The 25,594-nt window shown below is 69.5% G+C and carries 25 protein-coding genes and 1 tRNA gene; 12 read left to right on the forward strand and 14 right to left on the reverse strand.

Annotation, left to right across the window (positions count from 1 at the left end):
* Positions 1 to 252 precede the first annotated feature (252 nt).
* Positions 253 to 942, reverse strand: a complete 690-nt coding sequence (locus MHZ35_RS13320; protein ID WP_239436092.1) for a DUF4197 domain-containing protein — start codon at positions 940 to 942, stop codon at positions 253 to 255.
* A gap of 97 nt (positions 943 to 1,039) precedes the next feature.
* Between MHZ35_RS13320 and MHZ35_RS13325 the strand changes: the two genes are divergently transcribed.
* The 7 genes from MHZ35_RS13325 (at position 1,040) to mgrA (ending at position 7,190) form a co-directional block, all read left to right on the forward strand.
* A complete protein-coding gene (locus tag MHZ35_RS13325; protein ID WP_239436093.1) occupies positions 1,040 to 1,972 on the forward strand; it encodes a DnaJ C-terminal domain-containing protein in 933 nt (310 codons plus the stop codon).
* 95 nt (positions 1,973 to 2,067) lie between these two features.
* Positions 2,068 to 2,943: a YihY/virulence factor BrkB family protein gene (locus MHZ35_RS13330; RefSeq protein WP_239436115.1), complete on the forward strand. Its 876-nt coding sequence runs from the start codon at positions 2,068 to 2,070 to the stop codon at positions 2,941 to 2,943.
* Positions 2,940 to 3,743 carry an enoyl-ACP reductase FabI gene (gene fabI / locus MHZ35_RS13335; protein ID WP_342453528.1) on the forward strand — a complete coding sequence of 268 codons (804 nt, stop codon included), beginning with the start codon at positions 2,940 to 2,942 and terminating at the stop codon, positions 3,741 to 3,743. The genes MHZ35_RS13330 and fabI overlap by 4 nt, the downstream gene beginning before the upstream one ends.
* On the forward strand, positions 3,740 to 4,267 hold the full coding sequence (locus MHZ35_RS13340; protein ID WP_239436094.1) for a GNAT family N-acetyltransferase: 528 nt from the start codon (positions 3,740 to 3,742) through the stop codon (positions 4,265 to 4,267). The genes fabI and MHZ35_RS13340 overlap by 4 nt, the downstream gene beginning before the upstream one ends.
* On the forward strand, positions 4,264 to 5,343 hold the full coding sequence (gene aroC / locus MHZ35_RS13345) for a chorismate synthase (RefSeq protein ID WP_239436095.1): 1,080 nt from the start codon (positions 4,264 to 4,266) through the stop codon (positions 5,341 to 5,343). The genes MHZ35_RS13340 and aroC overlap by 4 nt, the downstream gene beginning before the upstream one ends.
* Positions 5,344 to 5,441: 98 nt before the next feature.
* Complete coding sequence (locus tag MHZ35_RS13350; protein ID WP_239436096.1) at positions 5,442 to 5,951, forward strand: hypothetical protein; 510 nt, start codon at positions 5,442 to 5,444, stop codon at positions 5,949 to 5,951.
* A 159-nt stretch (positions 5,952 to 6,110) separates the two neighbouring features.
* On the forward strand, positions 6,111 to 7,190 hold the full coding sequence (mgrA, locus tag MHZ35_RS13355; protein ID WP_239436097.1) for an L-glyceraldehyde 3-phosphate reductase: 1,080 nt from the start codon (positions 6,111 to 6,113) through the stop codon (positions 7,188 to 7,190).
* Positions 7,191 to 7,205: 15 nt separating this feature from the next.
* Here the strand turns inward: mgrA and MHZ35_RS13360 are convergent, their stop codons facing one another.
* The 4 genes from MHZ35_RS13360 to MHZ35_RS13375 are packed head-to-tail and all read right to left on the reverse strand — an operon-like array spanning position 7,206 to position 11,284.
* Positions 7,206 to 8,099 (reverse strand): amidohydrolase family protein, encoded by an 894-nt coding sequence (locus MHZ35_RS13360; RefSeq protein ID WP_239436098.1) that lies wholly within the window; start codon positions 8,097 to 8,099, stop codon positions 7,206 to 7,208.
* Positions 8,099 to 9,121, reverse strand: coding sequence for an amidohydrolase family protein (locus tag MHZ35_RS13365; RefSeq protein WP_239436099.1), 1,023 nt, complete (start codon positions 9,119 to 9,121; stop codon positions 8,099 to 8,101). Before MHZ35_RS13365 ends, MHZ35_RS13360 begins: the two co-directional genes overlap by 1 nt.
* Positions 9,118 to 10,005 carry an NAD(P)-dependent oxidoreductase gene (locus MHZ35_RS13370; protein ID WP_239436100.1) on the reverse strand — a complete coding sequence of 296 codons (888 nt, stop codon included), beginning with the start codon at positions 10,003 to 10,005 and terminating at the stop codon, positions 9,118 to 9,120. The genes MHZ35_RS13365 and MHZ35_RS13370 overlap by 4 nt, the downstream gene beginning before the upstream one ends.
* A gap of 28 nt (positions 10,006 to 10,033) precedes the next feature.
* Entirely contained in the window at positions 10,034 to 11,284 is a 1,251-nt protein-coding gene (locus MHZ35_RS13375; protein WP_239436101.1) for a LysR family transcriptional regulator, read from the reverse strand.
* Between the two features lie 104 nt (positions 11,285 to 11,388).
* Between MHZ35_RS13375 and MHZ35_RS13380 the strand changes: the two genes are divergently transcribed.
* The 4 genes from MHZ35_RS13380 (at position 11,389) to MHZ35_RS13395 (ending at position 16,010) form a co-directional block, all read left to right on the forward strand.
* A complete protein-coding gene (locus MHZ35_RS13380) occupies positions 11,389 to 12,060 on the forward strand; it encodes a 4-carboxy-4-hydroxy-2-oxoadipate aldolase/oxaloacetate decarboxylase (protein WP_239436102.1) in 672 nt (223 codons plus the stop codon).
* The gene (locus tag MHZ35_RS13385; RefSeq protein WP_239436103.1) at positions 12,053 to 13,108 is read left to right on the forward strand and encodes a 4-oxalomesaconate tautomerase; all 1,056 of its coding nucleotides are present in this window, start codon (positions 12,053 to 12,055) and stop codon (positions 13,106 to 13,108) included. The genes MHZ35_RS13380 and MHZ35_RS13385 overlap by 8 nt, the downstream gene beginning before the upstream one ends.
* Before the next feature lie 35 nt (positions 13,109 to 13,143).
* A complete protein-coding gene (dctA, locus tag MHZ35_RS13390; RefSeq protein ID WP_239436104.1) occupies positions 13,144 to 14,463 on the forward strand; it encodes a C4-dicarboxylate transporter DctA in 1,320 nt (439 codons plus the stop codon).
* A gap of 62 nt (positions 14,464 to 14,525) precedes the next feature.
* Positions 14,526 to 16,010, forward strand: a complete 1,485-nt coding sequence (locus MHZ35_RS13395) for a carbohydrate porin (RefSeq protein WP_239436105.1) — start codon at positions 14,526 to 14,528, stop codon at positions 16,008 to 16,010.
* 91 nt (positions 16,011 to 16,101) lie between these two features.
* Here the strand turns inward: MHZ35_RS13395 and MHZ35_RS13400 are convergent, their stop codons facing one another.
* From MHZ35_RS13400 to MHZ35_RS13435, 8 genes are read right to left on the reverse strand one after another with little or no spacing between them, the layout of a single operon-like run.
* Complete coding sequence (locus MHZ35_RS13400) at positions 16,102 to 17,775, reverse strand: GMC family oxidoreductase (RefSeq protein ID WP_239436106.1); 1,674 nt, start codon at positions 17,773 to 17,775, stop codon at positions 16,102 to 16,104.
* A gap of 26 nt (positions 17,776 to 17,801) precedes the next feature.
* Positions 17,802 to 18,644, reverse strand: a complete 843-nt coding sequence (locus MHZ35_RS13405; protein ID WP_239436107.1) for a sugar phosphate isomerase/epimerase family protein — start codon at positions 18,642 to 18,644, stop codon at positions 17,802 to 17,804.
* The gene (locus MHZ35_RS13410) at positions 18,641 to 19,210 is read right to left on the reverse strand and encodes a gluconate 2-dehydrogenase subunit 3 family protein (RefSeq protein ID WP_239436108.1); all 570 of its coding nucleotides are present in this window, start codon (positions 19,208 to 19,210) and stop codon (positions 18,641 to 18,643) included. Before MHZ35_RS13410 ends, MHZ35_RS13405 begins: the two co-directional genes overlap by 4 nt.
* A gap of 44 nt (positions 19,211 to 19,254) precedes the next feature.
* On the reverse strand, positions 19,255 to 20,169 hold the full coding sequence (locus MHZ35_RS13415; protein WP_239436109.1) for a hydroxypyruvate isomerase family protein: 915 nt from the start codon (positions 20,167 to 20,169) through the stop codon (positions 19,255 to 19,257).
* Between the two features lie 13 nt (positions 20,170 to 20,182).
* A complete protein-coding gene (locus MHZ35_RS13420) occupies positions 20,183 to 20,554 on the reverse strand; it encodes a c-type cytochrome (protein WP_125961338.1) in 372 nt (123 codons plus the stop codon).
* Positions 20,551 to 21,696 (reverse strand): Gfo/Idh/MocA family protein, encoded by a 1,146-nt coding sequence (locus MHZ35_RS13425; RefSeq protein WP_239436110.1) that lies wholly within the window; start codon positions 21,694 to 21,696, stop codon positions 20,551 to 20,553. The genes MHZ35_RS13420 and MHZ35_RS13425 overlap by 4 nt, the downstream gene beginning before the upstream one ends.
* A complete protein-coding gene (locus MHZ35_RS13430) occupies positions 21,696 to 22,760 on the reverse strand; it encodes a sugar phosphate isomerase/epimerase family protein (protein WP_239436111.1) in 1,065 nt (354 codons plus the stop codon). The genes MHZ35_RS13425 and MHZ35_RS13430 overlap by 1 nt, the downstream gene beginning before the upstream one ends.
* Complete coding sequence (locus MHZ35_RS13435; protein WP_239436112.1) at positions 22,757 to 24,007, reverse strand: MFS transporter; 1,251 nt, start codon at positions 24,005 to 24,007, stop codon at positions 22,757 to 22,759. The genes MHZ35_RS13430 and MHZ35_RS13435 overlap by 4 nt, the downstream gene beginning before the upstream one ends.
* A gap of 121 nt (positions 24,008 to 24,128) precedes the next feature.
* Here MHZ35_RS13435 and MHZ35_RS13440 point away from each other — a divergent pair, with 121 nt between their 5' ends.
* Positions 24,129 to 25,130, forward strand: coding sequence for a LacI family DNA-binding transcriptional regulator (locus MHZ35_RS13440; protein ID WP_239436113.1), 1,002 nt, complete (start codon positions 24,129 to 24,131; stop codon positions 25,128 to 25,130).
* Positions 25,131 to 25,473: 343 nt separating this feature from the next.
* Here the strand turns inward: MHZ35_RS13440 and MHZ35_RS13445 are convergent.
* Positions 25,474 to 25,550 (reverse strand) — tRNA-Met (locus MHZ35_RS13445).
* Positions 25,551 to 25,594: the final 44 nt, after the last annotated feature.

Here is a 25,594-nt window from a genome sequence, read left to right on the forward strand (position 1 = left end):
CTCCCCGTCCGTGCCGAGTAGAGATCGAGTAGCGGCAAAGCCGCGTATCGAGGGCTCGTATCGAGGTACGGCCACCGACCTCTCGATACGCCGTCGCGATACGCGCCTGGCGGCGCTACTCGACGGCTACTCGAGGCAAACGGAGAAGGCGGACGGAGGGGCGCAAGAGGGATAGGATGCGTCCCTCTTCCAGCCGGGATCCTGCCGAATCCCGGCCTCATAACCGCGATGCCTTCCTCCAGCGCGACCGCCTCAGCGCACCAGCGCGCTTCCCGTCAGCAGTGCGATCAGCGCCGGGTCCCGCGTGCTGCGCGGGTCGGCACGGATCGCGGATTCCTCGCGCCCGATCGCCCGGAAGATCGCCTGGCCCGCCTGCTCCGCGCCGGTGCGTGCCAGCGCCATATAGTCGATGCCGGTCTGCGCACCCGCCACCGCGGTCAGGATCTCCAGCGCGTCCGATCGCAGGCCGGACGAGAATTCGGGGAACATCGCCTCCACCAGCGCGCCGCCCACCTGCCGCTGCAGCAGGTCGGTCGCCGCGGTCGGCCCGCCGCGCAGGATCGCGATCGCGTCCGTGACGGTCATCGACCGGATCGAATCGAGCACCACCGGCGTCGCCCGCTCGGCCGCATCCACCGCCACGTCGTTCAGCGCCATCGCCACCCGGCTGCGCACCGCATTGGTCCGCAGCAGCGCGCCCAGCACGTCGTTGCCCCCGGGATCGGGCAGCGTCAGCCGGGTCAGCTGGTCGTCGTAGAAGCCGCCGGGCTCCGTCAGCCGGGCAAAGGCGCGCTGGCTCGACAGCGTCAGCAGCCGCCGCACGCCCTCCTCCACGCCATAGCTTCCCAGCGTCGTGGCACAGCCCGGCAGGGCGAGCAGCGGCAGCAGCAGCGCGGACTGGACGAGCAGGCGGCGGCGGGCGGGGGAAGCGCAGGCGGTCATGGCCTGCGAAACGGGTGCGCCTCGGCTTCTTTCCGCTCCGGAAATGGATGCCATGCCCCCATTGCCGCCGCGCCCTGCACCGCCTAGCTAACGGGGCATGGCAGACCCTTACGCAACCCTGGGCGTGGCCCGCGACGCGAGCGAAGCGGACATCAAGAAGGCGTACCGTACGCTCGCCAAGGAGCTGCACCCCGACCGGAACAAGGACAATCCCAAGGCGGCCGAGCGCTTCAGCCAGGTGACCCAGGCCTATGACCTGCTCACCGACAAGGACAAGCGCGCTCGGTTCGACCGCGGCGAGATCGACGGCGACGGCAATCCCACGGCGCCCTTCGGCTTCGGCGGCGGCGGCCCGCGGCCGGGCGGCGGCGGACGCACCCAGTTCGATTTCGGCGGCGGCGGCGATGCCGGCGGCTTCGAGGATCTGTTCGAGGGGCTGTTCGGCGGCGGCCAGCGCGGCGGTGGCGGCGGCTTCGGCGGCGGCAGCTTCGGCCGGCGTCAGGCGCCCAAGGGCGCCAACGTCCCCTATCGCCTCGCGGTCTCCTTCACCGATGCCGCGACGCTCAGCCCGCAGCGCATCATGCTGCGCGACGGCAAGACCATCGACCTGAAGCTCCCGGCCGGCCTCGAAAGCGGCACCCAGATGCGCCTCGCGGGCAAGGGCGATCCGGGCCCCGGCGGCCCCGGCGACGCGATCGTCACCATCGAGGTGCAGCCGCATCGCTTCTTCACCCGCGACGGCGACGACGTCCGCCTCGACCTGCCGATCAGCCTTGCCGAGGCGGTGCTGGGCGGCGAGGTGCGCGTGCCCACCGTCGAGGGCGCGGTGATGCTCAAGGTCCCCAAGGGCTCGTCCTCGGGCAAGGTGCTGCGCCTCAAGGGCCGCGGCTTCCACAAAAAGGGCGGCGGGCGCGGCGACCAGCTGGTGACGCTGATGGTGGACCTGCCGGTCGGCGACGACGCGCTGGTCGAATTCGTGCAGGGCTGGCCCGGCCGCGACCAGGATCCCCGGTCGAAGCTCGGCCTGTGACCGATCCCCGCGCCGGCTCCGACCTTCCGGTCGGCGCGGTTTCCCCCGAAAGCCCGGAGGCGCGGCGGCACCGCCGCGCGCCGCTGCTGTCGCGCATGGGCCTCAGTGAACGCGTGATCGAGATCGTCCGCCGGGTCGCGGTCGGCACCTATACCGACGGCTTCACCCACGCCGGCAATCTCGCCTATCTCTCGCTCGTCACCCTGTTCCCCTTCTTCATCGTGGCGGCTGCGGTCGCGCGGCTGGTGGGGCGCACCGGCGACGGCGTCCACGCGGTCGAGGCGTTCCTGCGCACCGTCCCGCCCGAGGTTGCAAGCGTGCTCGAAAAGCCGATCCTGGACGTGCTCCAGGCGCGTTCGGGCTCGCTCCTGTGGCTGGGCGCGTTGGTGGGCCTGTGGACCACCACCGGCTTCATCGAGACGGTGCGCTCGATCCTGCGCCAAGCCTATGGCATCCCGTTCAGCCGGCCGTTCTGGGAATATCGGCTGGGCTCGATCGGCCTGATCGTCGGCTCGGTGATCCTGGCGATGGCGGCGTTCAGCTTTCAGGTGGCGCTGTTGGGCGTCGAGCAGTTCATCCTGCGCGTGATGCCCTTCCTGACCGACACGGCGCGCATCCTCTCGGTCGCGCGGCTGGCGCCCGCGGTCGCGCTGTTCATCGCGCTCTACATGCTCTTCTACACCCTCACCCCCAGCAAGTATCGCTACAGCAAGTGCCCCAAATGGCCGGGTGCGGCGCTGACGGCCGGCTGGTGGCTGGGCACCACCGCGCTGCTGCCGCTGTCGCTCGACTTGCTCGGGGGCTATGATCTCACCTACGGGAGCCTGGCAGGCGTCATGATCGCGCTGATCTTCTTCTTCGTCGTGGGGTTGGGGGTGGTCGTCGGCGCAGAGTTGAACGCGGCGCTGGCGGAAACCCCCGAAGCGGGGCTAGAGGAGCCGGCCGGACCACAGGAGGATACAGCGGCGTGACGGGACTGATGCAGGGCAAGCGTGGGCTCATCATGGGGCTTGCCAACGATCGTTCGCTGGCATGGGGCATCGCCAAGGCGCTGCACGAGCAGGGCGCGGAGATGGCCTTCACCTACCAGGGTGAGGCGCTGGGCAAGCGCGTGAAGCCGCTCGCCGAGCAGCTGGGCTCCGACACGCTGATCGAATGCGACGTGTCGAACATGGGCGCGCTCGACCGCGCGTTCGACGAGCTGGCGCAGAAGTGGCCGACGATCGACTTCGTCGTCCACGCGATCGGCTTTGCCGACAAGAACGAGCTGCGCGGTCGCTATTACGACACCAGCCTCGAAAACTTCCTGATGACCATGAACATCTCGGTCTACAGCTTCACCGCCGTCGCCAAGCGCGCGCGCGCGATGATGCCGAACGGTGGCAGCCTGCTGACGCTGACCTATTATGGCTCGGAAAAGGTCGTCCCCCACTACAACGTGATGGGCGTGGCCAAGTCGGCGCTCGACACCTCGGTCAAGTATCTGGCGGTGGACCTCGGGCGCGACAACATCCGCGTCAATGCGATCTCGGCCGGGCCGATCAAGACGCTCGCCGCCTCGGGCATCGGCGACTTCCGCTACATCCTGAAGTGGAACGAGCTGAACTCGCCGCTCCGCCGCAACGTCACCATCGAGGACGTCGGCGGCGCCGGCCTGTACATGCTCTCCGACCTGGCGAGCGGCGTCACCGGCGAGATCCACCACGTCGACGGTGGCTACAACGTCATCGGCATGAAGGCCGAGGACGCGCCCGACATCGCACTGTCGTGAGCATCACCATCCGCCCGGCCTCGGGCGGGGACGTGGCCGCCATCGACGCGCTGCTGCGCACCGCCTTTCCGGCACCCGACGAGGCGATGCTTGTCCAGCGGCTGTGCATCGACGGCGACATGGTGCTGACGCTGGTCGCGGACGACGAGGACGACGGCATGCTCGCGGGCATGGTGGCGTTCAGCCGCATGGCGGTCGACATTGCCGGCAAGCCCGTTGCGGCCGTGGCGCTGGCGCCGGTCGCGGTCGCCGCCTCGCACCGCCGCCAGGGCGTGGGCGAGGCGCTGGTCCGCGCCGGGCTCCAGCATCTGGCCGATGCGGGCGTGCACCTCTGCTTCGTGCTCGGCGATCCGGACTATTACGGGCGCTTCGGCTTTGCCGCCGATTGGGCGCAGGGCTTCGCCTCGCCCTATGCCGGCGACTATCTGCTCGCGCTGCCGCTGCAGCAGGGCGCCATGCCCTGCGGCGTCCGCGGCGAAGCGACGCACGCCGGCGCCTTCGCGCTGCTGGGGGAGACCGCATGAGCGTCAACAGCTTCGGGCGGGCGTTCCGCTTCACCACCTGGGGCGAGAGCCACGGCCCGGCGATCGGCGCCGTGGTCGACGGCTGCCCGCCGGGAATTGCGCTGACCGAAGCCGAGATCCAGCCGTTCCTCGACGCGCGCCGTCCCGGCACCTCGCGCTTCACCACCCAGCGCCGCGAGCCGGACGAAGTTCGCATCCTCTCCGGCGTGTTCGACGGCCGCACCACCGGCACGCCCATTTCGCTGATGATCGAGAACGTCGACCAGCGTTCCAAGGATTATTCGGAGGTCGCCCAGGCCTATCGCCCCGGTCACGCCGACTATGCCTATGACGCCAAATACGGCTTCCGCGACTATCGCGGCGGCGGGCGCTCGTCCGCGCGCGAAACCGCGTCGCGGGTGGCAGCCGGCGCCGTCGCCCGGCTGGTGATCCCGGAAGTGACGATCACCGCCTGGGTCGAGGCGATCGGCGGCGACGCGATCGACTACGCTCGCTTCGATGCCGCCGAGATCGGCCGCAATCCCTTCTTCTGCCCCGACCCGCAAGCCGCCGCCCGCTGGGAGGCGCTGGTCGACCGCGCGCGCAAGGCCGGCTCGTCGCTCGGCGCCGTGGTCGCGTGCGAGGCGACCGGCGTGCCCGCCGGCTGGGGCGCGCCGCTCTATGCCAAGCTCGACAGCGAGCTCGCCGCCGCCGCCATGTCGATCAATGCGGTCAAGGGCGTGGAGATCGGCGACGGCTTCGCGGCCGCCGCGCTTTCCGGCGAGGAGAACGCCGATCCGATGCGCCCGGGCGAGGACGGCCCCCGCTTCCTCGCCAACCACGCCGGCGGCATCGCGGGCGGGATCGCCACCGGCCAGCCGGTTCGCCTGCGCGTCGCCTTCAAGCCGACCAGCTCGATCCTGACGCCGATGGAGACCATCAACCGGGCCGGAGAGGCGACGACGCTCGCCACCCGCGGCCGGCACGACCCCTGCGTCGGCATTCGCGGTGTGCCCGTAGTCGAGGCGATGGTCGCGCTAGTCCTCGCCGACCAGAAACTGCTGCACCGCGCCCAATGCGGTGGAATCAACCTATGATAAAATAAGGATTTTTCGGCCGAGAATCTTGGCCAAAACATGGCACTTCTTCGAAGCCACGGCGTTGAGCAGTCGGTTTTGGAGAAGGAAACCCCATCATGCGCAAGACAATCCTGATCGGTATGCTGGCGGTTTGTGGCTCAGCCGCCGCGATCGCACAGACGACCACGAGCCCGACGACGACGACGAACCCGACGGCCAATCCGACGACCACGCCGGGCACGGAAACGACCACCGACTTGCAGCGCGGGACGCAGACCACCAGCCCCGACACGTCGACGACGACGACCCCCAACCGGTCCGATCGTCCGTCGCGCCGCGGTTCGCGGACGAACCGCGGTTCCACCACGACCATGCCGGACCGTTCGACCACGCCCGGCTCGACCACCACGTCTCCGGACGGCCTCCCCGGCAGCTCGGGCGGCGCCACCGGTAGCTGGAGCAGCTCCGGCGGCAGCGGAACCACGGGTACCACGGGCACCGGCACGACCGGCACCACCGGCACCGGCACGACCGGGACGATGGGCACCGGCAGCACCGGCAGCGGCACCACCGGCACCGGCGGCAGCTCGGGTGGCGGCACCGGCGGCAGCTCGGGCGGTCGCTGATCGCCCCTCCCGGCACCCGCCGGGATCCTCGCACGTCCAGCCGGCGGCACCGCGCCGCTGGCTGGCGCGCGCTTTCCCTTTCCGGGGCCGCGTCCGGAATAGCTCCGGCACGCCGATGCATCTACAAGGCGCAGGCCCCCGCAACCGGAGACCTGCCGAATGTCGTTCGAGCCCCCCTACCAGCCCGATCCCGCCCGCTATGACGGGCGCATGCCCTATCGGCGGTGCGGTCGCAGCGGCCTGGACCTGCCGGCGATCAGCCTCGGCCTCTGGCAGAATTTCGGCGGCGCGGACGTGTTCGAAACCGGCCGCGCGATCCTGCGCCGCGCGTTCGACCGCGGCGTCACCCACTTCGATCTCGCGAACAACTATGGCCCGCCCTATGGCTCGGCCGAGGAGAATTTCGGGCGCGTGATGGCGCACGACTTTGGCGCCCACCGCGACGAGCTGCTGATCTCCACCAAGGCCGGCTGGGACATGTGGCCCGGGCCGTACGGCGGCATCGGCGGCAGCAAGAAGTATCTGATCGCCAGCTGCGACCAGAGCCTGAAGCGCATGGGCCTCGACTATGTCGACATCTTCTATTCGCACCGCGTCGATCCCGACACGCCGCTGGAGGAGACGATGGGCGCGCTCGCGCAGATCCACGCCCAGGGCAAGGCGCTCTACGTCGGCATCTCCTCCTACTCGCCCGAGCCGACCCGCCAGGCCGCCGCCATCCTTGCCGAGCACAAGGTGCCGCTCCTCATCCACCAGCCGAGCTATTCGATGCTCAACCGCTGGATCGAAGGAGGCCTGCTCGAGACGCTCGCCGACCTCGGCACCGGCTGCATCGCCTTTTCGCCGCTCGCCCAGGGCATGCTCACGAACAAATATCTCGGCGGCGTCCCCGCCGATGCCCGCGCCTCGCGCGGCGGCTCGCTGTCGCAGGGGCTGCTGACGGAGGAAAACCTCGCGCGGGTACGGGCGCTGGGTGAGATCGCTCAGGCGCGCGGCCAGAGCCTCGCCCAGATGGCGATCGCCTGGGTGCTGCGCGATCCCCGCGTCACCTCCGCGCTGATCGGCGCGCGCACCGTCGCCCAGCTCGACGACAGCCTCGATGCGCTCAAGCGCCTCGACTTCTCCGAGGACGAGCTCGCCCGCATCGACGCCCATGCGGCCGAAGGCGGCATCAACCTGTGGGAAGGCTCCTCCAGCCTCCGCGAGACGCCGCCGGCCGGCGGCCGCAGCGCCGCCTGACCGGCCGGGGCGCTCCTAGCGGGCGCCCCAGTAGAGCCGCATCGGATTGTCGACCAGCAGCCGCCGCTGCAGGTCTTCGCTCGGGGCGATGCGCGGGATGATGTCCACCAGCGCGCCGTCGTCGGGCATGTGGCTGGTCATGTTGGGGTGCGGCCAGTCCGTGCCCCACAGCACCCGGTCCGGGAAGCGCTCCACCAGCGTGCGCGCGAACGGGACCACGTCGTCGTACGTCGGCGGCCCCGACTTCGACAGCCGCTCGGGGCAGCTGACCTTGCTCCAGACATTCTCGTGCTCGGCCATCAGCCGGACGAAGCGGCCGAACTCCGGCCCGTCGACCGGCTTGGTCACGTCCGGTCGGCCCATATGGTCGACCACCACCGTCGTCGGCAGCGACGTGAAGAAGTCCCAGCGCTCCTCCAGGTCGGCCGCCTCGAAATAGATGACGACGTGCCAGCCGAGCGGCGCGATGCGATCGATGATCGCGCGGTAATAGGCGTCGGGCTTGGGATCGACGAGCCGCCGCACGAAGTTGAAGCGCACGCCGCGCACCCCGGCCGCGTCCAGCGCCGCCAGCTCCTCGTCCGTCACCGTGTCGCGCACCGTCGCCACGCCGCGCGCGCGGCCGTCGGCCGCCTCGAGCGCATCGACCAGCGCGCGATTGTCGGCGCCGTGGCAGGTCGCCTGCACGATCACGTTGCGCGCAAAGCCCAGGTGGTCGCGCAACGCGAACAGCTGCTCCTTGCTGGCGTCGCACGGCGTGTACTTGCGCTCCGGCGCATAGGGAAACACGTCGCCCGGCCCGAACACATGGCAATGCGCGTCCACGGCGCCCGGCGGCGGGGTGAAGCGCGGCGTGCTCGGCGCCGGATCCCAGCACAGCCAGTTCGGATCCATCTGGAAGTCCGCCATCAGAGCCCCCGTGCCTTCAGCTGCGCGTCCAGCCGCGGATAGACGCGGCGGGCGTTGCCCTCGAACACCTTGCGCTTGTCCGCGTCGGGAATCGCCAGCGCGTCGATATAGCGCTTTGTGTCGTCGAAATACTGGCCCGTCTGCGGGTCAATGCCGCGCACCGCGCCCACCATCTCCGACCCGAACAGGATGTTGTCCACGTCGATCACCTCGAACAGCAGGTCGATTCCCGGCTGGTGATAGACGCAGGTGTCGAAGAACACGTTCTTCATGACATGCTCGGCAAGCGGCGGGCGCTTGAGCATGTCCGAAAGCCCGCGATAGCGCCCCCAGTGATATGGCACCGCCCCGCCGCCGTGCGGGATGATGAAGCGCAGGTCCGGGAAGTCGCGGAACAGGTCGCCCTCGATGAACTGCATGAAGGCGATGGTGTCGGCGGCGATGTAATAGGCGCCGGTCGCGTGCATCGCCGGGTTGCAGCTGCCCGACACGTGGATCATCGCCGGCACGTCCAGCTCGACCATCTTCTCGAAGAACGGGTACCAGGCGCGGTCGGTGAGCGGCGGCGCGCTGAACTTGCCGCCCGACGGATCGGGATTGAGGTTGCAGCCGACGAAGCCCAGCTCGGTCACGCACCGCTCCAGCTCGGCGATCGACTGGTCGATCGACAGCTCCGGCGTCTGCGGCAGCTGGCACACGCCGACGAACGTCTCGGGGTAGAGGTCGACCACCCGCTTGATGAGGTCGTTCGAGCGCTCGGCCCAGATGCGGTTGGTGGCGGCATCGCCGACGTGCGGCGCCATGGCGGAGGCGCGCGGCGAAAAGATCGTCATGTCGGCCCCGCGCTCGCGCAGCAGCCGCAGCTGGTTGGCCTCGATCGTCTCGCGGATCTCGTCGTCGCTGATCTGCGGATAGGCGGGATCGATGTCTCCGCCGGTCTTGAACGCGCCCTTCTGCTGCTCGCGCCACTCGGTGTGCTTGGCGGGTGCGGTCGTATAATGGCCGTGGCAGTCGATGATCATTGGTCGTGCTTTCCTGTGGCGGCGAGGACGGCATCGGCCTTGGCGGCCAGCCCCTCGGGAAGCGGAGAGAGGCCGAGGCTGCCCAGCCGCTGCTGCCAGTCGGCGGTCGCGGCCGCCATGGCACCCGACTGGCCGAGCGCGGCGGCGGTGGCGGCGGATTCGCGCATCTCGGCGGCGCGGCGCAGCCCGTGGACGAGCATGCGGTCGAGGTTGTAGTCGGCCCGCGTCCGCCAGTCCCAGCCGGGGAAGCTCGCGTCGAGCGAGGCGAGCACCTCCTCCTCGACCCCGGCGGCGCGCGCGGACAGCAGGCATTCGGCGGTCAGCGCCTCCAGCCCCTTGATGACGATCGAGCGCAGCATCTTGATCGCGCTCGCGGCCCCGACGTCGCCTGGAACCACGCGCGCCTGGAAGCCGATCTGCTCCAGCAGCGCGCGGCCGGCCTCGGCATGGGGTCCCGCCACCAGCAGCGGTACCGACAGCAGCGCCGGGCGCACCGGCGCCATCACCGCCACGTCGACATAGCGGCCGCCGGCCGCCTCGATCGCGGCTGCCGCGGCGCGCTTGGTCTCGGGTGCGACGCTGTTCATGTCGAAGAACAGGCTTCCGGGCGTGAGCCCCGCCGCCGCATCGCTCGCCGCCGCAAGCGCCTGGTCCGCAGTGACCAGGCTCAGCACCGCCTCGGCGCCGCGGAGCGCGTCGGCGGCGCGATCACAGCCGTCGACCTGCCAGCGCGCATAGTCGGCGCGCTTGGCGGCGGCCGCCGCGCCTTCGGTCTTGATGTCAAAGGCGCGGATCGCGCCCGGCGGCTGCGCGCCCCAGCCTTCGCAAAAGGCCTGCGCGGCTTCGCCGAAGCCGATGAACGCCAGGGATACTGCTCGGTCCATGCTCCCGAGCTAGTGCGCCGGCACGTCCTCAGGCATATCGGAACGGTTGGCTCTCCATTGCTTTTCCGGAAGTCCAGTCCGCGCACACCTCCCGGAACAGGGCCACGAACGCGCTTTGCAGCTGCGTCGGGTGCCAGTCGTCCCGGTGGGTGAGACCGATGCTCCGGCGCAGCGTCTCGCCCGCGCCGGCGATCTCCGCCAGCAGCCCCGCGCGCTGCTCGAACAGGAACTGGTCGCGCGACATCAGCGTCAGCCAGTCGTCCTCCAGCATCAGTCCGCGCAGCACCAGCACCGATCCGCACTCGATCCGCAGCCGCGGCGGCTCCAGCCCGCGATCGACGAACATCCGCTCCCAGCGCGCGCGCACCGGCGCCCCGGCCGCGGCGATGACCCACGGGAAATCCAATAGCCGTTCGAACGCGAAGCCGGGCTCCGCGCGTAGCGGGTGCCCGGCGCGCCCGACGATCACCGCATCGTCCAGAAACAGCGGCGCCTGCACCACGTCGCCCACCGGCAGCGGATCGCGCATCGCCCCGACCAGCAGGTCCAGGTCCCCCTGCCGAAGCGCCCCCAGCATCTCCAGATACGGCCCCTCGACCACGTTCACCGACGCACCCGGATAGGCGCGGGCGAAGCGCGCCAGCGTCTGCGGCAGGAGGATCGCGCGCGCGAGCGGCATGGTGCCGACGGTGACGCGCCCCGCCCCCTGGTTGCGCAGCGCCTCCAGCTCATCCACGCCCGCCTGCAGCTCGGCACGCGCCAGCCTGGCGAAGCGCAGCAGCCGCACCGCCGCCCGGGTCGGCTGCACCGTGCGCCCTTGCCGGGTGAGCAGCGGCACGCCCAGCAGCTGCTCCAGTTCCCGCGCGGCACGATGCAGCGCCGGCTGCGACATGCCGGTGCGGGTGGAGGCGAGCGCGAAGCTCCCCGCCTCGTCCACCGCGATCAGCGCGCGCAGTTGGCCGAGCGTGATCCGCCGTTCCACGCGCGGCAGCGGCGGCAGGCGCGCGCCCCGCCGCACGCGATGCCCGCCGCGCGCCACATAGCTGAGCGCCCGCTCGATCCGCGCGGTCATCAGCCGCCCGGCCTCGGTGGGGCTCACGCCGCCGGGCTGGCGGTCGAACAATGCGTGGCCCAGCTGCGCCTCGACCTTCGCCACCGCCTGGGTCAGCGCCGGCTGCGACAGGTTCATGGCCTGGGACGCGGCGCTGATGCTTCCCAGCCGCGCCGCCTGCGCCACCGCATCCAGGTGCCGCAGGTTCATCTGAGCGAATGCGATCATGTGACACACTTCAGCACAGCTTATGGCTCGTGCGCAAATCCACGTCCCCGATTGCAGAACGGCGGCCTAGAGAGCGGCGCAACGAGTTTGTCGAAGGAGCCAGGATGCCAAGCGTCGTCACCACCGTAGAACGCGCCGATCCGGCCGTCGTCGCCGGTCTCGCCCATGCCGGCGTCGCCACCGTGCACGAGGCGCAGGGCCGCATCGGCCTGCTCGGCAGCCGCCTGCGCCCCATCTATTCCGGCGCACGCATCGCCGGCTCCGCGGTCACCGTGTCGGTGCCGCCGGGCGACAATTGGATGATGCACGTCGCCATCGAGCAATTGAAAGAAGGCGATATCCTGGTGGTGGCACCGACCTCCCCGTGCGAGGACGGCTATTTCGGCGACCTGCTCGCCACCTCCGCCCTGGCGCGCGGCTGCCGCGGGCTGGTGATCGACGCGGGCGTGCGCGACGTGCGCGACCTGACCGAGATGGGCTTCCCCGTCTGGTCGCGCGCGATCTCGGCGCAGGGCACGGTCAAGGAGACGCTGGGATCGGTCAACGTGCCGATCGTGTGCGCGGGTGAGCTGGTGAACGCGGGCGACGTGATCGTCGCCGACGACGACGGCGTCTGCGTGGTCCGCCGCATCGATGCCGCCTCGGTGCTCGAAAAGGCGCAGGCGCGCGAGGCCAAGGAAGCCGAGAAGCGCGAGCGGCTGGCCAAGGGCGAACTCGGCCTCGACATCTATGCGATGCGCGAGCGGCTGGAACAGAAGGGCCTGCGCTATGTCTGAGGGCATTCGCGCGATGTGGATGCGCGGCGGCACGTCCAAGGGCGGCTTCTTCCTCGCCGAAGACCTGCCCGCGGATCCGGCCGCGCGCGACGCCTTCCTGCTGCGCGCCTTCGGCTCGCCCGATCCGCGCCAGATCGACGGCATGGGCGGCGCCGACCCGCTGACGTCCAAGGTCGCGGTCGTCTCCCGCTCGGCCCATGAAGGCGCCGACGTCGACTATCTCTTCCTCCAGGTGTTCGTCGACCAGGCGATCGTCACCGACGCGCAGAACTGCGGCAACATGCTCGCCGGCGTCGGCCCGTTCGCGATCGAGCGCGGGCTGGTCGAGGCGCAGGACGGCGAGACCCCGGTCTCGATCTTCATGGTCAACACCGGCAAGCTCGCCACCGCGACCGTCCGCACCCCCGGCGGCACCGTCACCTATGAAGGCGACGCCCGCATCGACGGCGTGCCCGGCACCGCCGCCCCGGTGCCGCTCGCCTTTGCCGACATCGCCGGCTCCAGCTGCGGCGCGCTGCTCCCCACCGGCAACGCCGTGGACGTGATCGGGGGCGTGGAGACGACGCTGATCGATAACGGCATGCCCTGCGTGGTGCTGCGCGCCACCGATGTCGGCATCACCGGCTATGAGGATCGCGAGACCCTCGACGCCGACGAGTCGCTCAAGGCGCGGATCGAGGCGATCCGGCTGGAGGCTGGGCCGATGATGAACCTGGGCGATGTCGCCGACCAATCGGTGCCCAAGATGATGCTGGTCGCCGCCCCGCGACACGGCGGCGCCATCAGCGTGCGCTCCTTTATCCCGCACCGCTGCCACGCGTCGATCGGCGTGCTGGGCGCGGTCAGCGTCGCCACCGCCTGCCTGGTCGACGGATCGCCCGCGCACGCGCTGGCGGTGGTGCCGGAGGGCCGGTCCAAGACGCTCGACGTCGAGCATCCGACCGGCGCCACCGGTTGCGTGATCGACGTGGACGAGCGCGGCACGATCACCGGCGCGGCCATGCTGCGCACCGCCCGCAAATTGTTCGACGGCATGTTGTTCGGCTGAACCGCCGCCCGCCGCCCCAACGAGAGATAAAAAGAATGACAAGCATAGGAGAGACGACGAAGCGGGCCGGACGGTTCGGCATCCTGGGCCAGCTGTGGTTCCAGGTGCTCGCCGGCACGGTGATCGGCATCCTGCTCGGCCACTTCGCACCCGGCACCGCCGTCGCGATGAAGCCGTTCGGCGATGCCTTCATCAAGCTGATCCGCATGATGATCGGCCCGATCATCTTCGTGACGGTCGTCCACGGCATCGCCGGCATGAACGACATGACCGCGGTGGGCCGGGTCGCGCTGAAGTCGATCCTCTATTTCGAGGTGATCACGATCATCGCGCTGGTCTTCGGCCTGGTCGCGGTCAACCTGTGGCAGCCGGGCGCCGGCATGAACATCGACGCCGCCGCGATCGATACCGCCTCGATTCAGGGCTATGTCGCCTCCGCCCACGACCAGTCGATCACCAGCTATCTGATGGCGATCATCCCCGACACCTTCGTGAGCGCGCTGACCGAGGCGCATGTGCTGCAGGTGCTGTTCGTGGCGGTGCTGTTCGGCATCGCCATCGCCTCCATCGGCGAGCGCGCGAAGCCCGTCATCGACGTGATCGACAGCGCGTCGCAGGGCTTCTTCCGGATCATCGGCTACATCATGTATTTCGCGCCGCTTGGCGCGTTCGGCGCGATCGCCTTCACCGTCGGCCAGTTCGGCACCGCATCGCTGCTGTCGCTGGGCGAGCTGATCCTGGAGTTCTTCGTCGTCTGCGCCCTGTTCACCGGGGTGGTGCTGGGCGGCGTCGCCTGGTGGTGCGGCGTCAGCCTGTGGCGCCTGCTCGGCTATCTGTGGGACGAGATCGTCGTGGTCGCCGCCACCACCTCGACCGAGACGGTGCTGCCGCGCCTCATCCAGAAGATGCAGAAGGTCGGCTGCGAGGAAAGCGTCGTCGGCTTCGTGATCCCGGCGGGCTATTCGTTCAACCTCGACGGCACCTGCCTCTACCTCACCACCGTCGCGGTGTTCCTGGCGCAGGCGACCAACACTCACCTCACCTTCGGGCACGAGCTGGCGCTGATCGCGGTGCTGCTGCTCACGTCCAAGGGCGCGGCGGGCATCGCCGGTGCGGCCTTCGTCGTGCTGGCCGCGACGCTCAACACCACGGGCGTCATCCCGGTCGCCAGCATCGCGCTGATCCTGGGCATCCACCGCATCCTCGCCGAGGGGCTCACCTTCGTGAACCTGATCGGCAATGCGCTCGCCACAGTCGTGATCGCCAAGTGGGAGGGCAAGCTCGACGAGCGCACCCTCGCGGCCACCATCGGCACGCGCAAGCTGCGCGCCAAGCACGACATCGCCGCCGCCTGATCCCGGCTGCGACGACCATGATAACCGGCCGCGGCGCGAACGCGGCCGGACAGGAGATTCCGATGCCCGTTCTGACCACCACTGCCGCCGCGCTGCTGCTCGCCGGACAGGCGCAGGCGGCGCCGCTGCCGCCCGACACGCGCGACGTGCCCGCCACCGCCGCCCCCACCACCAGCGCACCGCCGCTGACCGGCGAGGGTGAGCGCGAGAGCGGCCGCGATGCCGCCGCCGCTTTCTCCCCCGGTGCCAAGCAGGCCGCCCCCGCGGACCAGAGCAAGGCGCCCACCGGCTTCGCGCGGTTCCAGCGAAACAACGCCATCGGCAAGGCGCTGCGCTCGCTCAACGACCAGGGCGTCGATCTCACGCTCGACTTCGTCGGCAACGTCGCCGCCAATCCGATCGGCGGCGTGCGCCACGGCAGCGCGGAATCGCACTGGGTGATGGCCGCTGCCGACATCGATCTCGAAAAGGCGCTCGGCTGGTCCGACACCAAGCTGCACGTCCAGGGCGCCTGGTTCACCGGCGACAGCCTGGGCCGGGACTCGATCGGCAACTCGATCAGCTTCCAGCAGACGTGGCGGCCCGTCTCCGGCCCCCGCCTCACCCAGCTCAACATCGAGCACGACTTCGGCAAGCTCAACCTGATGGTCGGGCGCGCGGCGGTAAACAGCTATTTCAACAACTCGCCGCTCAACTGCGCGTTCATGAGCAACACCAGCTGCCTCACCGCCTATGGCGCGATCAGCGACATCGGCATCACCGCCTATCCGAACTCGTCCTGGGCGGCGAAGGCGCGCTACGCGATCGACGACCGCTGGTACGTCCAGACCGGCGCCTTCGAATACAACAACGACCTCAACCTGAAGGGCAAGGGCGGGCTCGACTTCTCGCTCGGCAAGGGAACGGGCGTGCTGATCCCGGGCGAAGTCGGCTACCAGACCAGCTTCGCGCAGGAGCGCCTGCCGCGTCGCTATCGGCTCGGCTTCTATCTCAACACCGACGGCGGCCAGAGCCCCTATTATGACGCCAACGGCAATTCCGCGGCGCTGAGCGGCCTTCCCCGCGCCGGGCGCGGCGGCAACCGGCTGGGCCTGTATGCGATGGCGGACCAGACGGTGTCGCGCGCGCAAGGCGCCAGCAAGCGCAACCTGGCGCTGTTCGGGCGCTTCTTCCTCAACGCCGGCAACGTCCAGTCGATCGACTGGTTCGCCTCGGCCGGGTTCGTGAAGACCGGGACGTTCAAGGGCCGCGACAACGACACGATCGGCCTGCTCGTCACCAACACGCACTTCAGCGACCAGCAGATCGCCTATCTCCGCGACCTGCGCGCCAAGGCAGGCGGCACCGGATCGCCCGAGGCGAACGAAATCATCACCGAGCTGAACTATGGCTGGGCGGCGCTGCCCGGGCTCCGGATCATGCCCAACGTCCAGTACGTCATCAATCCGGACCCGATCTACGCGACCAGTCGCAAGACCGACATTCCGGACGCCGTGGTGCTGGGCCTGCGCATCGACGTGCACCTGGCGCAGCTGTTCGGAGGTTAGGCCGGCCTGGGGACAGGCCGAACGACCGCAGCACGCGCAAAGCTTGTTGCGGTCAGGCGCAGCGCCCCGGGCAACCCCGGGGCGCCGCCGGTTACGCCCGCAGCTGCTTCACCGCATGGTCGGCCGCACGCGCGGTCATCGCCATGTAGGTCAGCGACGGGTTGACGCAGGAGGCCGACGCCATCTGCGCGCCGTCGGTCACATAGAGGTTGGACGCGTCGTGCGCCTGGTTCCAGCCGTTCAGCACCGAGGTGCGGGGATCGGCGCCCATGCGCGCGCCGCCCATCTCGTGGATGGCGTCGCCGGGCACATGCTCGCCCTCCCAGCTGCGCACGTTGAGGAGGCCGGCGCCCCTCAGCATCGCCTCGCCCTGCACCCGCGCGTCCGCCATCATCTTGAGCTCGTTGTCGCGGAAGCGCACGTCGAACCGCATCAGCGGTATCCCGAACCGGTCCACCTTGCTGGCGTGGAGCGAGACGCGATTGTCCTTGTACGGCAGGCATTCGCCGAACGCGCCCATGCTGAACTTCCACGGCGCATAGCGGCGCAGGCCCTGCTTCATCGACGCGCCGAAGCCGACCGGCGGCGACGGGTCGCGGCTGGCGCTGCCCTGATAGCCATAGCCGCGCTTGAACCCGACGCCCTCCTCGCCGCCGATGTTGCGGAAACGCGGGATATAGACGCCGCCCGGCCGCCGGCCATATTCGATCAGGTCGGTCATGCCGGGGATCTCGCCCGCCACGCCGACGCGGAAGATATGGTCCATCACATAGCGGCCCAGCGTCCCGCTGCTGTCGAAATGGCTGCGCTCGCTTCCCGGCGCGCGCGAGTTCATCAAGATCTGGACCGACGCCATGGCCGATGCGCAGACGAACACCAGGTCGGCCGACACCGTCTGCGCCTGCCCGGTCTTGGCATCGACATAGCGCACCCCCGTCACCCGCTTGCGCGCGGGATCATAGTCGACGTTGGTCACCACCGCGTCCGACTGGAGCGTCAGCCGCCCGGTCGCGCGCGCCGCCGGCAGCGTCACCGCCTGGGTCGAGAAATAGGCCCCGAACGAGCAGCCGTTGCTGCACTGGTTGCGCATCTGGCACTTGGTGCGGTTCTGCTCGGGCTTGTCCTCGGTCAGGTTGGACAGGCGGGTGTGGATCAGCTTGCGGCCCGGGAACTTCGTCTCCAGCCGCTGCTTCAGCCACTGCTCGGCGACGTTCATCGGCATCGGCGGCTGGAACTCGCTGTCCGGCAGATAGGGCAGGTTCTCGCGCGAGCCGGACACGCCGACATATTTCTCGACATAGCTGTACCAGGGGGCGACATCGTCATAGCCGATCGGCCAGGCGCCATCGATGCCGTCGCGCTTGTTCGCCTCGAAATCCTCGGGCGCCCAGCGGAAGCTCCACCGCCCCCAGATCAGCGACTTGCCGCCCACCGCGCCCGGGCGGATCCAGTAGAACTTGTCCCCCTCGTCATAGGCATAGGGGTTCTGCCGGTCGTCGTTGTAGAAGCGCTGGTTGCTGGGCTGCACATAGCCGTGGCGCGCGATGAAGTAATTGCTGTCCATCACCGGCTTGGGCATGATGTTGCGCGCCGGCACCTCGAATGCGGGCTTGCCGTCGTACGGATAGCCCTCGCCGTGCTCGACCATGACGCCCCGGTCGAGCATCAGGACGCGCAGCCCCTTTTCGGTCAGTTCCTTGGCGGCGAAGCCTCCGCTCACGCCCGATCCGATGACGATCGCGTCGAACCTGTTGGTCGAAGCCATGATGTTGTTCCCCTGCCCGTACGTGCTCAGAACCGCAGCGCGCGGAGCGTCTTGAAGCTGGTGGTGATGTCGGGAAGATAGGGCGCGGGCGCCTCGTCGTTCTCGACATAGAAGTGGCGGACCCCGGCGCTTCCCTTCAGGCGGAACAGCGCGGCGAAGTCGGTCTTGCCCTGACCCACGGCGGTCATGCTGCGGTCGGCGCGCATGTCCTTGACGTGATAGGCATAAATGCGGCGGTTCAGCCGCTCGATCAGCCCGGCCACGTCCTCGCCCGCGTGCGCGGCCCAGTAGAGGTCGAGCTCCACCTGCACCAGCGACGGGTCGGTCTCCTCGATCAGCCGGTCGAACAGGCTTTTGCCGCCCGGCTTCACCGTGAATTCGAAGTCGTGGTTGTGATAGGCAAAGCCCAGCCCCGCCTTCTTCAGATCGGCGCCGAAGCGCGCGATGTTGGGCAGCGCCGCCTTCCATCCGGCTTCGGTGCGGTGCTGGTCCGTCATGTACGGCAGCACCACCGTGTCGGCGCCCAAGGTCTTCGCCATGGTCACCGATCGCTCGAACTGGCCGAGCAGCGCGTCATAGCCGATGTGCACCGACGGTGCGCGCAGGCCGAGCCGGTCCATCGTCCGGCGCAGCAGCGCATGATCCATCGCGTCATAGCCGCCGCCGCCGAACTCGACTTCGCGATAGCCGATGCGCGCCACCTGCCCCAGCGTCGCCACCGGGTCCTTCTGGAAGAGCTCGCGCACGGTGTAGAGCTGGAGCCCCACCGCCGGGATCTGGGCTGCATGGGCGGCCGGGACGATCCGGTCCGACAGGGCGATGGCCGCGGCGCCCCCGGCGCCCGCGAGCAGGGTACGGCGGCTGATCATGCGCTGTAGACCTTGTTGACTTGGGAATAAGGAAAGGCGCCGTTGTATTCGCCCGGCACCGGCAGATATTCGCGCTCCTGGGTGATGCCGATCTCCGACGTGTAATAGCCGGTGATCACCATCTGGCGCATCGCCTCGAAGAAGTCCTTGCCGCCCGGGATCTGGCCGTTCATCGCCAGCGTCAGCAGCGCATCCTGCTGCTGGGGCGTCGCCTTGGCCGCGGAGACCTTATAGTCCTTCAGGCTGCGAGCTTCGACCGCCTCCAGCCCAGCCAGGATCGGCTTGCGATCGTCCGGCACGCCCCAGTCGGCGAGCAGCTTTTCGATGAACATCGGCACGCCCGCGGCGATCGCGCCCGGCGTGTCGGTGGTCGGGATGATTCGCTCGCTCAGCACCGTCACCAGCGCGCGCTGGTCCGGCGTGAAGACGGCCGTGCTCGGCGGGCCGTCGGAGATCACCGGTACCCGCGATGCCTGGGCCGCACCGGCCGCGCGCGCGATCGGCGCGAACAGTCCCGCCCCGAACATCGTGACGACGCCGGCAAGCGCCGTTCTGCGATCGATCACTTGGCCTCTCCTCCCGTGGTGCGAAGCATTCGTGCCTCCCCTTCTTATTGTGCGTCGATTTCCCGATAGGCGGCGATCAGCCGGTCCTCGCCGGCGCGGCCCTTGACCGAATTGCCGTGCTCCATGCCGATCACCCCGGCATAGCGGCGCTGGCGCAGCCACCGGACGATGTTGGCGTAATGAATCTCGCCGGTTCCGGGCTCGTTGCGCCCGGGATTGTCGCCGAACTGGATATAGCCGATCTCGCTCCAGCAGGCGTCCATCACCGGGATCAGGTTCCCGGACTGGATCTGCTCGTGATAGAGGTCGGCCAGGATCTTCACGCCCGGGCTGTTCGCGCCGCGCGCCACGGCATAGCCCTGGGCGATGCTCTGCATGTAGACGCCGGGATGGTTGGTGCGCGTGTTGAGCGGCTCCATCACCATCGCGATAGCGTGGGGCGCGACGATGTCGCCGGCGCGGCGCATGACGTCGATCACCCGCGCGGTCTGGATCTCCACCGGCACCTTGGGGTCCATGAAGCCGGTCACCACCGTCATCCGGTTGGCATTCAGCCGCTTGGCGACGTCGATGGCGCTGCGGACGTCGGTCAGGAACGCCTCGCGCTCGGCGCCGTCGTTGGCGCCCAGCAGCGGCCGCGACTGCGACCATTTCGGCATGCTGGCGACGAACACGCCCATGGTCATGCCGCGCTGCTGCAGCGCCTTGGCCATGCGCTGCTGTTCCGCGACCGGCCGGCTGCGCGCCTCATTGTCTTCCCAGGCGGTGAAGCCCTGGTCGGCGGCATAGGCGATCTGCTCGAGCAGGCCGCCGCGGCTCGCGAAGCTGCCCTCGTGCGGCGCATAGCCGAGCGAAAAGCGCGCGGCGTTGGAGCCGCCGCCGCCCTGCGCCAGTCCGGCGCTCGCCGCGAGCGGCGCGACCGCGCCGGCAGCCAGCACGGTGCGGCGTGAGACCGTCATGCCCCCCGCCCGATCATTTGCCGCCCTGCGCCTTCAGGAACGCGATGATCGCCTTGCGCTTGGCGGCGTCGGCCATGCCGATCGGCATGCGCGTACCCGGCACCTTCTTGGTCGGCGCGGCCAGGAACTGGTCCAGCGTCGCCTCGTCCCAGCGCAGCTTCGACGCCTTCATGGCGTTGGAATAGTTGAAGCCCGGCACCGCGGCCGCGGGCCGGCCGACCACGCCGTTCAGGTTCGGGCCGACACCGTTGCGGCCCCCCTTGTCGACCGTGTGGCACGCCTTGCACGCGGCAAAGGCCGGCGGCGGCGCGGTCTGCGCGACGGCCGGTGCCGCGGTGACGGCTAGCATCGCTGCCGCCGCTCCCAGGCTGATGATACGCTTCATACACTCTCTCCCGGATCGATGCTGGTCCACTTCCGGTCCGAGGCCGCATTGGCGACCACGGCCTCGACGAATTTCATGGTGCGCAGCCCGTCGCCGACGCCGGGGAACCACCGCTCCCCCTCGCCGCGGATCGCCGCCGCGAAGCCGCGGTAGAGGTTGGCGAACGCCTCGACATAGCCCTCGGGGTGCCCGGCGGGGGTGCGCAGCAGCCCGCTCGCACCGTCGCTCAAGCCCGGCCCGCCCGCGCGCAGGATCTCCGCCGGCCGGTCCAGCCAGCGCAGCGTCAGCGTGTTGGGCTCCATCTGCGCCCATTCCAGCCCGCCGCGCTCGCCATGGATACGCAACTTCAGGCCGTTTTCCTCCCCGGCCGCGACCTGGCTCGCCTTCAGCGTGCCGCGCGCGCCGCCCTCGAAGCGCAGCAGCGCGCTCACGTCGTCGTCAAGCCGCCGTCCCGGCACATAGATGGTCAGGTCCGCCGCCACCGCCTCGGCACACAGCCCCGACACGTGCTCGGCCAGCTGGAACGCATGGGTGGCGATGTCGCCCAGGCAGCCGCCGATCCCGGCGCGGGCCGGGTCGGTGCGCCACTCGGCCTGCTTGTTGCCGGCCTCGTCGATCGGCGCGCTCAGCCAGCCCTGGAGATATTCGACCTGCACCAGTCGGATCGCGCCCAGGTCGCCGCGCGCGATGCGCGCCCGCGCCTCCTCGACCAGCGCATAGCCGCTGTAGGTGAAGGCCAGCGCGAACGTCCGCCCGCTCGCCTCGGCCGCCGCCGCGATCGCCTCCGCCTCGGCGACGCTCATCGCCATCGGCTTTTCGCAGAACACGTGGAAGCCCGCCTCCAGCGCGGCGATCGCCATGGGCGCGTGGAGATGGTTCGGCGTCACGATCGCCAGCGCATCGATGCGCGCCTCGGCCGGCAGCGCGCGCTCGGCCGCCAGCATCGCGTCGATCGAACCATAGACGCGCGCGGGATCGAGCCCCAGCTGCTCGCCGGTGCGGGTGTTGCGCCCCGCATCGGTGCTGAACGCGCCGGCCGTCAGCCGCCAGTCGCCATCCAGCGCGGCGGCCATGCGGTGCACGGCGCCGATGAACGCGCCCTCGCCGCCGCCCACCATGCCGAGCCGGAGCGGCTGCCGCATCACGCGTCGCCTTCCTTCAGGCCCAGCAGCGATCGGATCGCGGCCCGGTCGACCCCGCTCGCCGCGAAGTCGTCGAACGGGCGCTCGGTCACGCGGATGATGTGGTCGCGAATGAACGGTGCGCCTTCGCGCGCCCCGTCTTCGGAACGCTTGAGCGCGCATTCCCACTCCAGCACCGCCCAGCCTTTGTAGCCATATTGGGCAAGCTTGCTGAACACGCCGACGAAGTCGACCTGGCCGTCGCCGGTCGAGCGGAAGCGCCCGGCCCGGTTCACCCAGCTCTCGTATCCGCCATAGACGCCCGACCGGCCGCTCGGGTTGAACTCGGCGTCCTTCACATGGAAGCACGATATCCGGTCGTGATAGCGGTCGATGAAGTCGAGATAGTCGAGCTGCTGCAGCACATAGTGCGACGGATCGAACAGGAGGCGCGCGCGGGGGTGCCCGCCAAGCGCTTCCAGGAACCGCTCCCAGGACGCGCCGTCGTGAATGTCCTCGCCGGCGTGGACCTCGAACGCGCAGTCGACGCCCGCATCCTCGAACGCGTTCAGGATCGGCGTCCAGCGCCGTGCCAGTTCGGCAAATGCCTCCTCGACCAGGCCGGCAGGGCGCTGCGGCCAGGGATAGACATAGGGCCAGGCGAGCGCGCCCGAGAAGGTCGCATGCGCCGACAGCCCCAGGTTGGCGCTCGCCTTCGCCGCCAGCGTCACCTGCTCGACCGCCCAGGCCTGGCGCTCGGCGGGCTTGCCGTGCACCTCGGCCGGCGCGAAGCCGTCGAACAGCGCGTCATAGGCTGGGTGCACCGCCACCAGCTGGCCCTGGAGATGCGTCGACAATTCGGTCGGCTCGATCCCGAACCGTGCGAGCCGCCCGCGCAGGTCGTCGCAATAGTCCTTGCTCTCGGCCGCGGTCTTCAGGTCGATCAGCCGCGGGTCGCACGGGATCTGCACGCCCACGAAGCCCAGCCCCGCCGCCCATTCGGCCAGCCCGTCCAGCGTGTCGAACGGCGCGGTGTCGCCCAGGAACTGCGCCAGGAAGATGCCCGGCCCCTTCATCGCGGTCATGCGCGCGCCTCTCCCTTGGTCTCGTCGCGGAAGCTGATCTGGAACAGGATCGCGACCACCGCCGCCGCGATCGCGGGGTACCACCACATGTGCTGCCAGTCGGCGACGCTCGGCGTCGCGGGCAGCTGGGCATAGAGCAGCCCGCCGATCTGCGAGCCCAGCAGCATGCCCACGCCATAGGTGAACAGCGTCAGCATCCCCTGCGCCTGCGCGTTGACGCCCTTGGGCGAGGCGATGGTGCCCGTGTAGATCGCGCCCGCCACGAAGAAGAAGTCGTAGCACACGCCGTGCAGCGCCACGCCCAGGTAGATCGCCCACAGCGAGTCACCGCCGTCGCCGATCGCGAACAGCGCATAGCGCACCGCCCAGGCGATCATGCCCACCAGCAGCAGCGGCTTCACCCCGAAGCGGCGATAGAGCCACGGCATGGAGAACATGAAGGCGAGTTCGGACATCTGCCCGATCGACATGGTGCCGCCGACGTTCTCGATACCGGCCGTGCCGATATAGGCGGAGGCATAGGCGTAATACATCGCCAGCGGGATCGAGATCAGCGTCGCGCAGGCGATGAAGATCAGGAACGAGCGCTGGCGCATCAGGCCGAACGCCTCGACGCACAGCACCTGCCGGATCACGCTCTCGTCGCGCGGGGCGTCCACCTCCACATTGGGGAGGGTGACGCTGTAGAGCCCGAGCGCGATCGAGACGACCGCGGCGATGGTGAAGATCTGCGGGCTCGCCGACAGACCCGCCCAGCCGATGATGAGCCCGGCCGCGATCCAGCCCAGCGTGCCGAACGCGCGCACGAACGGAAAGCGGTCGACCCGCTCGCCGAAGCTCTTGAGGGCGATGGTGTTCGCCAGGCCCACGGTCGGCATGTAGAGGATCATGTAGCCCAGCAGCAGCCAGACGAAGCTGTCGCCATGCTCGGGCGTCACCAGCGAGGGCAGCACGAACAGCAGCACGCTGCCCACCAGGTGCAGGATCACCATCAGCATCTTGGGGCTGAAATAGCGCGCGGCCGCCATGCCGAGCAGGAACGAGCCCACGATCGAGGCGATCGGCCCCACGGAAAAGGCGTTGGCGATCAGGTTGCCGATGCCGACCGTCTGCATCACCAGGCCCAGGGTCACGTTCCACGCGCCCCAGACAAAGAACTGCATGAACATCAGGGCGCTCAGCCGCCCCGTCAGCATTCCCGACGCCGGGCGCACGTCACCCGTCAACGTCCCTTCGGCAGCGACCATGCGCTCATCCCCTCCGCTGCAGTTTTCCTGCTCTTGGAGGCAGCCTAACAGCGCGAACCGGCATGTAAAGGATTACATCACCCCTATCGACACGCTTGGCCGCAGGCGACATGAAGCGGGCATGACGACGATCATCCAGGTCGCCGCCGTCGCCGGGGTCTCCACCGCGACGGTGTCGCGCGTGCTGAGCCAGCCTGCGCGCGTGGCCGAACAGACGCGCCGGCGCGTGCTCGATGCCGTGGATGCGCTCGGCTACCAGCCCAACGTCGCCGCGCGCAGCCTGCGCACGCTGCGCGCCGCCAAGATCCTGCTGACCGTCCCGGACATCTCCAATCCCTTCTTCGCCAGCGTCATCCGCGGCGCGGAGGAAGCGGCGCGCGATGCCGGCTATTCGGTGGTGGTGGGCGACACCCGCCACGATCCGGAGGTGGAGGATCAGTACGCCGACATGCTTTCGCGTCGCGAGGTCGACGGGCTGGTGTTCCTCGGCCATCGCCTGCCGGCCAGCCTTGCGCCGCTGCTCGCCGCCCAGGGGACGGCAGCGCCGATCGTCAACGGCTGCGAATACAGCCCCGACATCGGCGTGCCGAGCGTCCATATCGACAATGCCGCCGCCAGCAGCGACGCGATGGAACATCTGATCGCGCTCGGGCACCGCGACATCGGCGTCATCACCGGCCCGGCGATCAGCCCGATCAGCCGCGATCGCCTGACGGGCGCACTACGCGCCGCCGACCGCCACGGCCTCGGCGATCAGCTGCAGCTACGTGCCGGCGACTATTCCGCCGCCTCCGCCTTCCAGCGCGCCGGCGAACTGCTCGCAGGCGGGGTCACTGCGATCTTCTGCTTCAGCGACGAGATGGCGATGGGCGCGATCAGCGCGATCGCCCAGGCGGGGCTCTCCTGTCCCGGCCAGGTCTCGGTGATCGGCTTCGACGACCTGCCGCTCGCCCGCTTCTTCTCGCCGCCGCTCACCACCATCGCCCAGCCCAAGGGCCTGATCGGCCAGCGCGCGGTGGAGCTTCTGGTCGACATCCTGCGCGGCACCACCCCCGCCCGCCGCCAGCTGACGCTCACCCACGAACTCGTCGTCCGCAGCAGCACCGCCCCGGCCCGCCGCTAGCGCGGCCGCCCGTGGTCGCGCCGCAGCGGTGCTTGAGGATCTTCGCTAACCCTGCGCGGACCACTAGCCCGCTAGATCGCTAGAGTTGCTCAAGGCGTCCGAGAGCCAAGGCGCCCCCGCCTCCAGACAGCCCTTTTCGTACCCCGGCGGAGGCCGGGGTCCAGTTAGGTGCGTTTTGTGGGGGAGCGGGGCGCGTCGGCGTGAGTGGCGGGGTGCCTGCGATCAGGCCACAGCGTCTAAGGTCGGATGGGCGCCTCAAGCGGCCCTGCTGTAGCTCGCGCTGGCCCATACCCCGGACGCACCAAAGCCCGCGAGGTCGTTAGACCAAGCGGGCTTTGGTGTTTGGTTGCGGGGACAGGATTTGAACCTGTGACCTTCAGGTTATGAGCCTGACGAGCTACCGGGCTGCTCCACCCCGCGCCAGGGTGCATTGCATTGTGAATGGGTTTGTGTGCACGAGCTTC

Source organism: Sphingomonas sp. ACRSK (assembly GCF_022346685.1).
Classification (GTDB): Bacteria; Pseudomonadota; Alphaproteobacteria; order Sphingomonadales; family Sphingomonadaceae; genus Sphingomonas; species Sphingomonas molluscorum.

What these genes read in the sequence shown, in the direction of transcription:
- MHZ35_RS13430 (WP_239436111.1), bottom strand. Translation starts at nt 22,760, where the DNA reads ATGACCGCGATGAAGGGGCCGGGCATCTTCCTGGCGCAGTTCCTGGGC.
- MHZ35_RS13350 (WP_239436096.1), top strand. Translation starts at nt 5,442, where the DNA reads ATGCGCAAGACAATCCTGATCGGTATGCTGGCGGTTTGTGGCTCAGCC.
- MHZ35_RS13380 (WP_239436102.1), top strand. Translation starts at nt 11,389, where the DNA reads ATGCCAAGCGTCGTCACCACCGTAGAACGCGCCGATCCGGCCGTCGTC.
- MHZ35_RS13330 (WP_239436115.1), top strand. Translation starts at nt 2,068, where the DNA reads ATGGGCCTCAGTGAACGCGTGATCGAGATCGTCCGCCGGGTCGCGGTC.
- MHZ35_RS13385 (WP_239436103.1), top strand. Translation starts at nt 12,053, where the DNA reads ATGTCTGAGGGCATTCGCGCGATGTGGATGCGCGGCGGCACGTCCAAG.
- MHZ35_RS13395 (WP_239436105.1), top strand. Translation starts at nt 14,526, where the DNA reads ATGCCCGTTCTGACCACCACTGCCGCCGCGCTGCTGCTCGCCGGACAG.
- MHZ35_RS13425 (WP_239436110.1), bottom strand. Translation starts at nt 21,696, where the DNA reads ATGCGGCAGCCGCTCCGGCTCGGCATGGTGGGCGGCGGCGAGGGCGCG.
- dctA (WP_239436104.1), top strand. Translation starts at nt 13,144, where the DNA reads ATGACAAGCATAGGAGAGACGACGAAGCGGGCCGGACGGTTCGGCATC.
- MHZ35_RS13420 (WP_125961338.1), bottom strand. Translation starts at nt 20,554, where the DNA reads ATGAAGCGTATCATCAGCCTGGGAGCGGCGGCAGCGATGCTAGCCGTC.
- MHZ35_RS13400 (WP_239436106.1), bottom strand. Translation starts at nt 17,775, where the DNA reads ATGGCTTCGACCAACAGGTTCGACGCGATCGTCATCGGATCGGGCGTG.
- MHZ35_RS13325 (WP_239436093.1), top strand. Translation starts at nt 1,040, where the DNA reads ATGGCAGACCCTTACGCAACCCTGGGCGTGGCCCGCGACGCGAGCGAA.
- MHZ35_RS13440 (WP_239436113.1), top strand. Translation starts at nt 24,129, where the DNA reads ATGACGACGATCATCCAGGTCGCCGCCGTCGCCGGGGTCTCCACCGCG.
- MHZ35_RS13320 (WP_239436092.1), bottom strand. Translation starts at nt 942, where the DNA reads ATGACCGCCTGCGCTTCCCCCGCCCGCCGCCGCCTGCTCGTCCAGTCC.
- MHZ35_RS13405 (WP_239436107.1), bottom strand. Translation starts at nt 18,644, where the DNA reads ATGATCAGCCGCCGTACCCTGCTCGCGGGCGCCGGGGGCGCCGCGGCC.
- MHZ35_RS13375 (WP_239436101.1), bottom strand. Translation starts at nt 11,284, where the DNA reads ATGATCGCATTCGCTCAGATGAACCTGCGGCACCTGGATGCGGTGGCG.
- mgrA (WP_239436097.1), top strand. Translation starts at nt 6,111, where the DNA reads ATGTCGTTCGAGCCCCCCTACCAGCCCGATCCCGCCCGCTATGACGGG.
- MHZ35_RS13370 (WP_239436100.1), bottom strand. Translation starts at nt 10,005, where the DNA reads ATGGACCGAGCAGTATCCCTGGCGTTCATCGGCTTCGGCGAAGCCGCG.
- MHZ35_RS13415 (WP_239436109.1), bottom strand. Translation starts at nt 20,169, where the DNA reads ATGACGGTCTCACGCCGCACCGTGCTGGCTGCCGGCGCGGTCGCGCCG.
- MHZ35_RS13365 (WP_239436099.1), bottom strand. Translation starts at nt 9,121, where the DNA reads ATGATCATCGACTGCCACGGCCATTATACGACCGCACCCGCCAAGCAC.
- aroC (WP_239436095.1), top strand. Translation starts at nt 4,264, where the DNA reads ATGAGCGTCAACAGCTTCGGGCGGGCGTTCCGCTTCACCACCTGGGGC.
- MHZ35_RS13435 (WP_239436112.1), bottom strand. Translation starts at nt 24,007, where the DNA reads ATGGTCGCTGCCGAAGGGACGTTGACGGGTGACGTGCGCCCGGCGTCG.
- MHZ35_RS13360 (WP_239436098.1), bottom strand. Translation starts at nt 8,099, where the DNA reads ATGGCGGACTTCCAGATGGATCCGAACTGGCTGTGCTGGGATCCGGCG.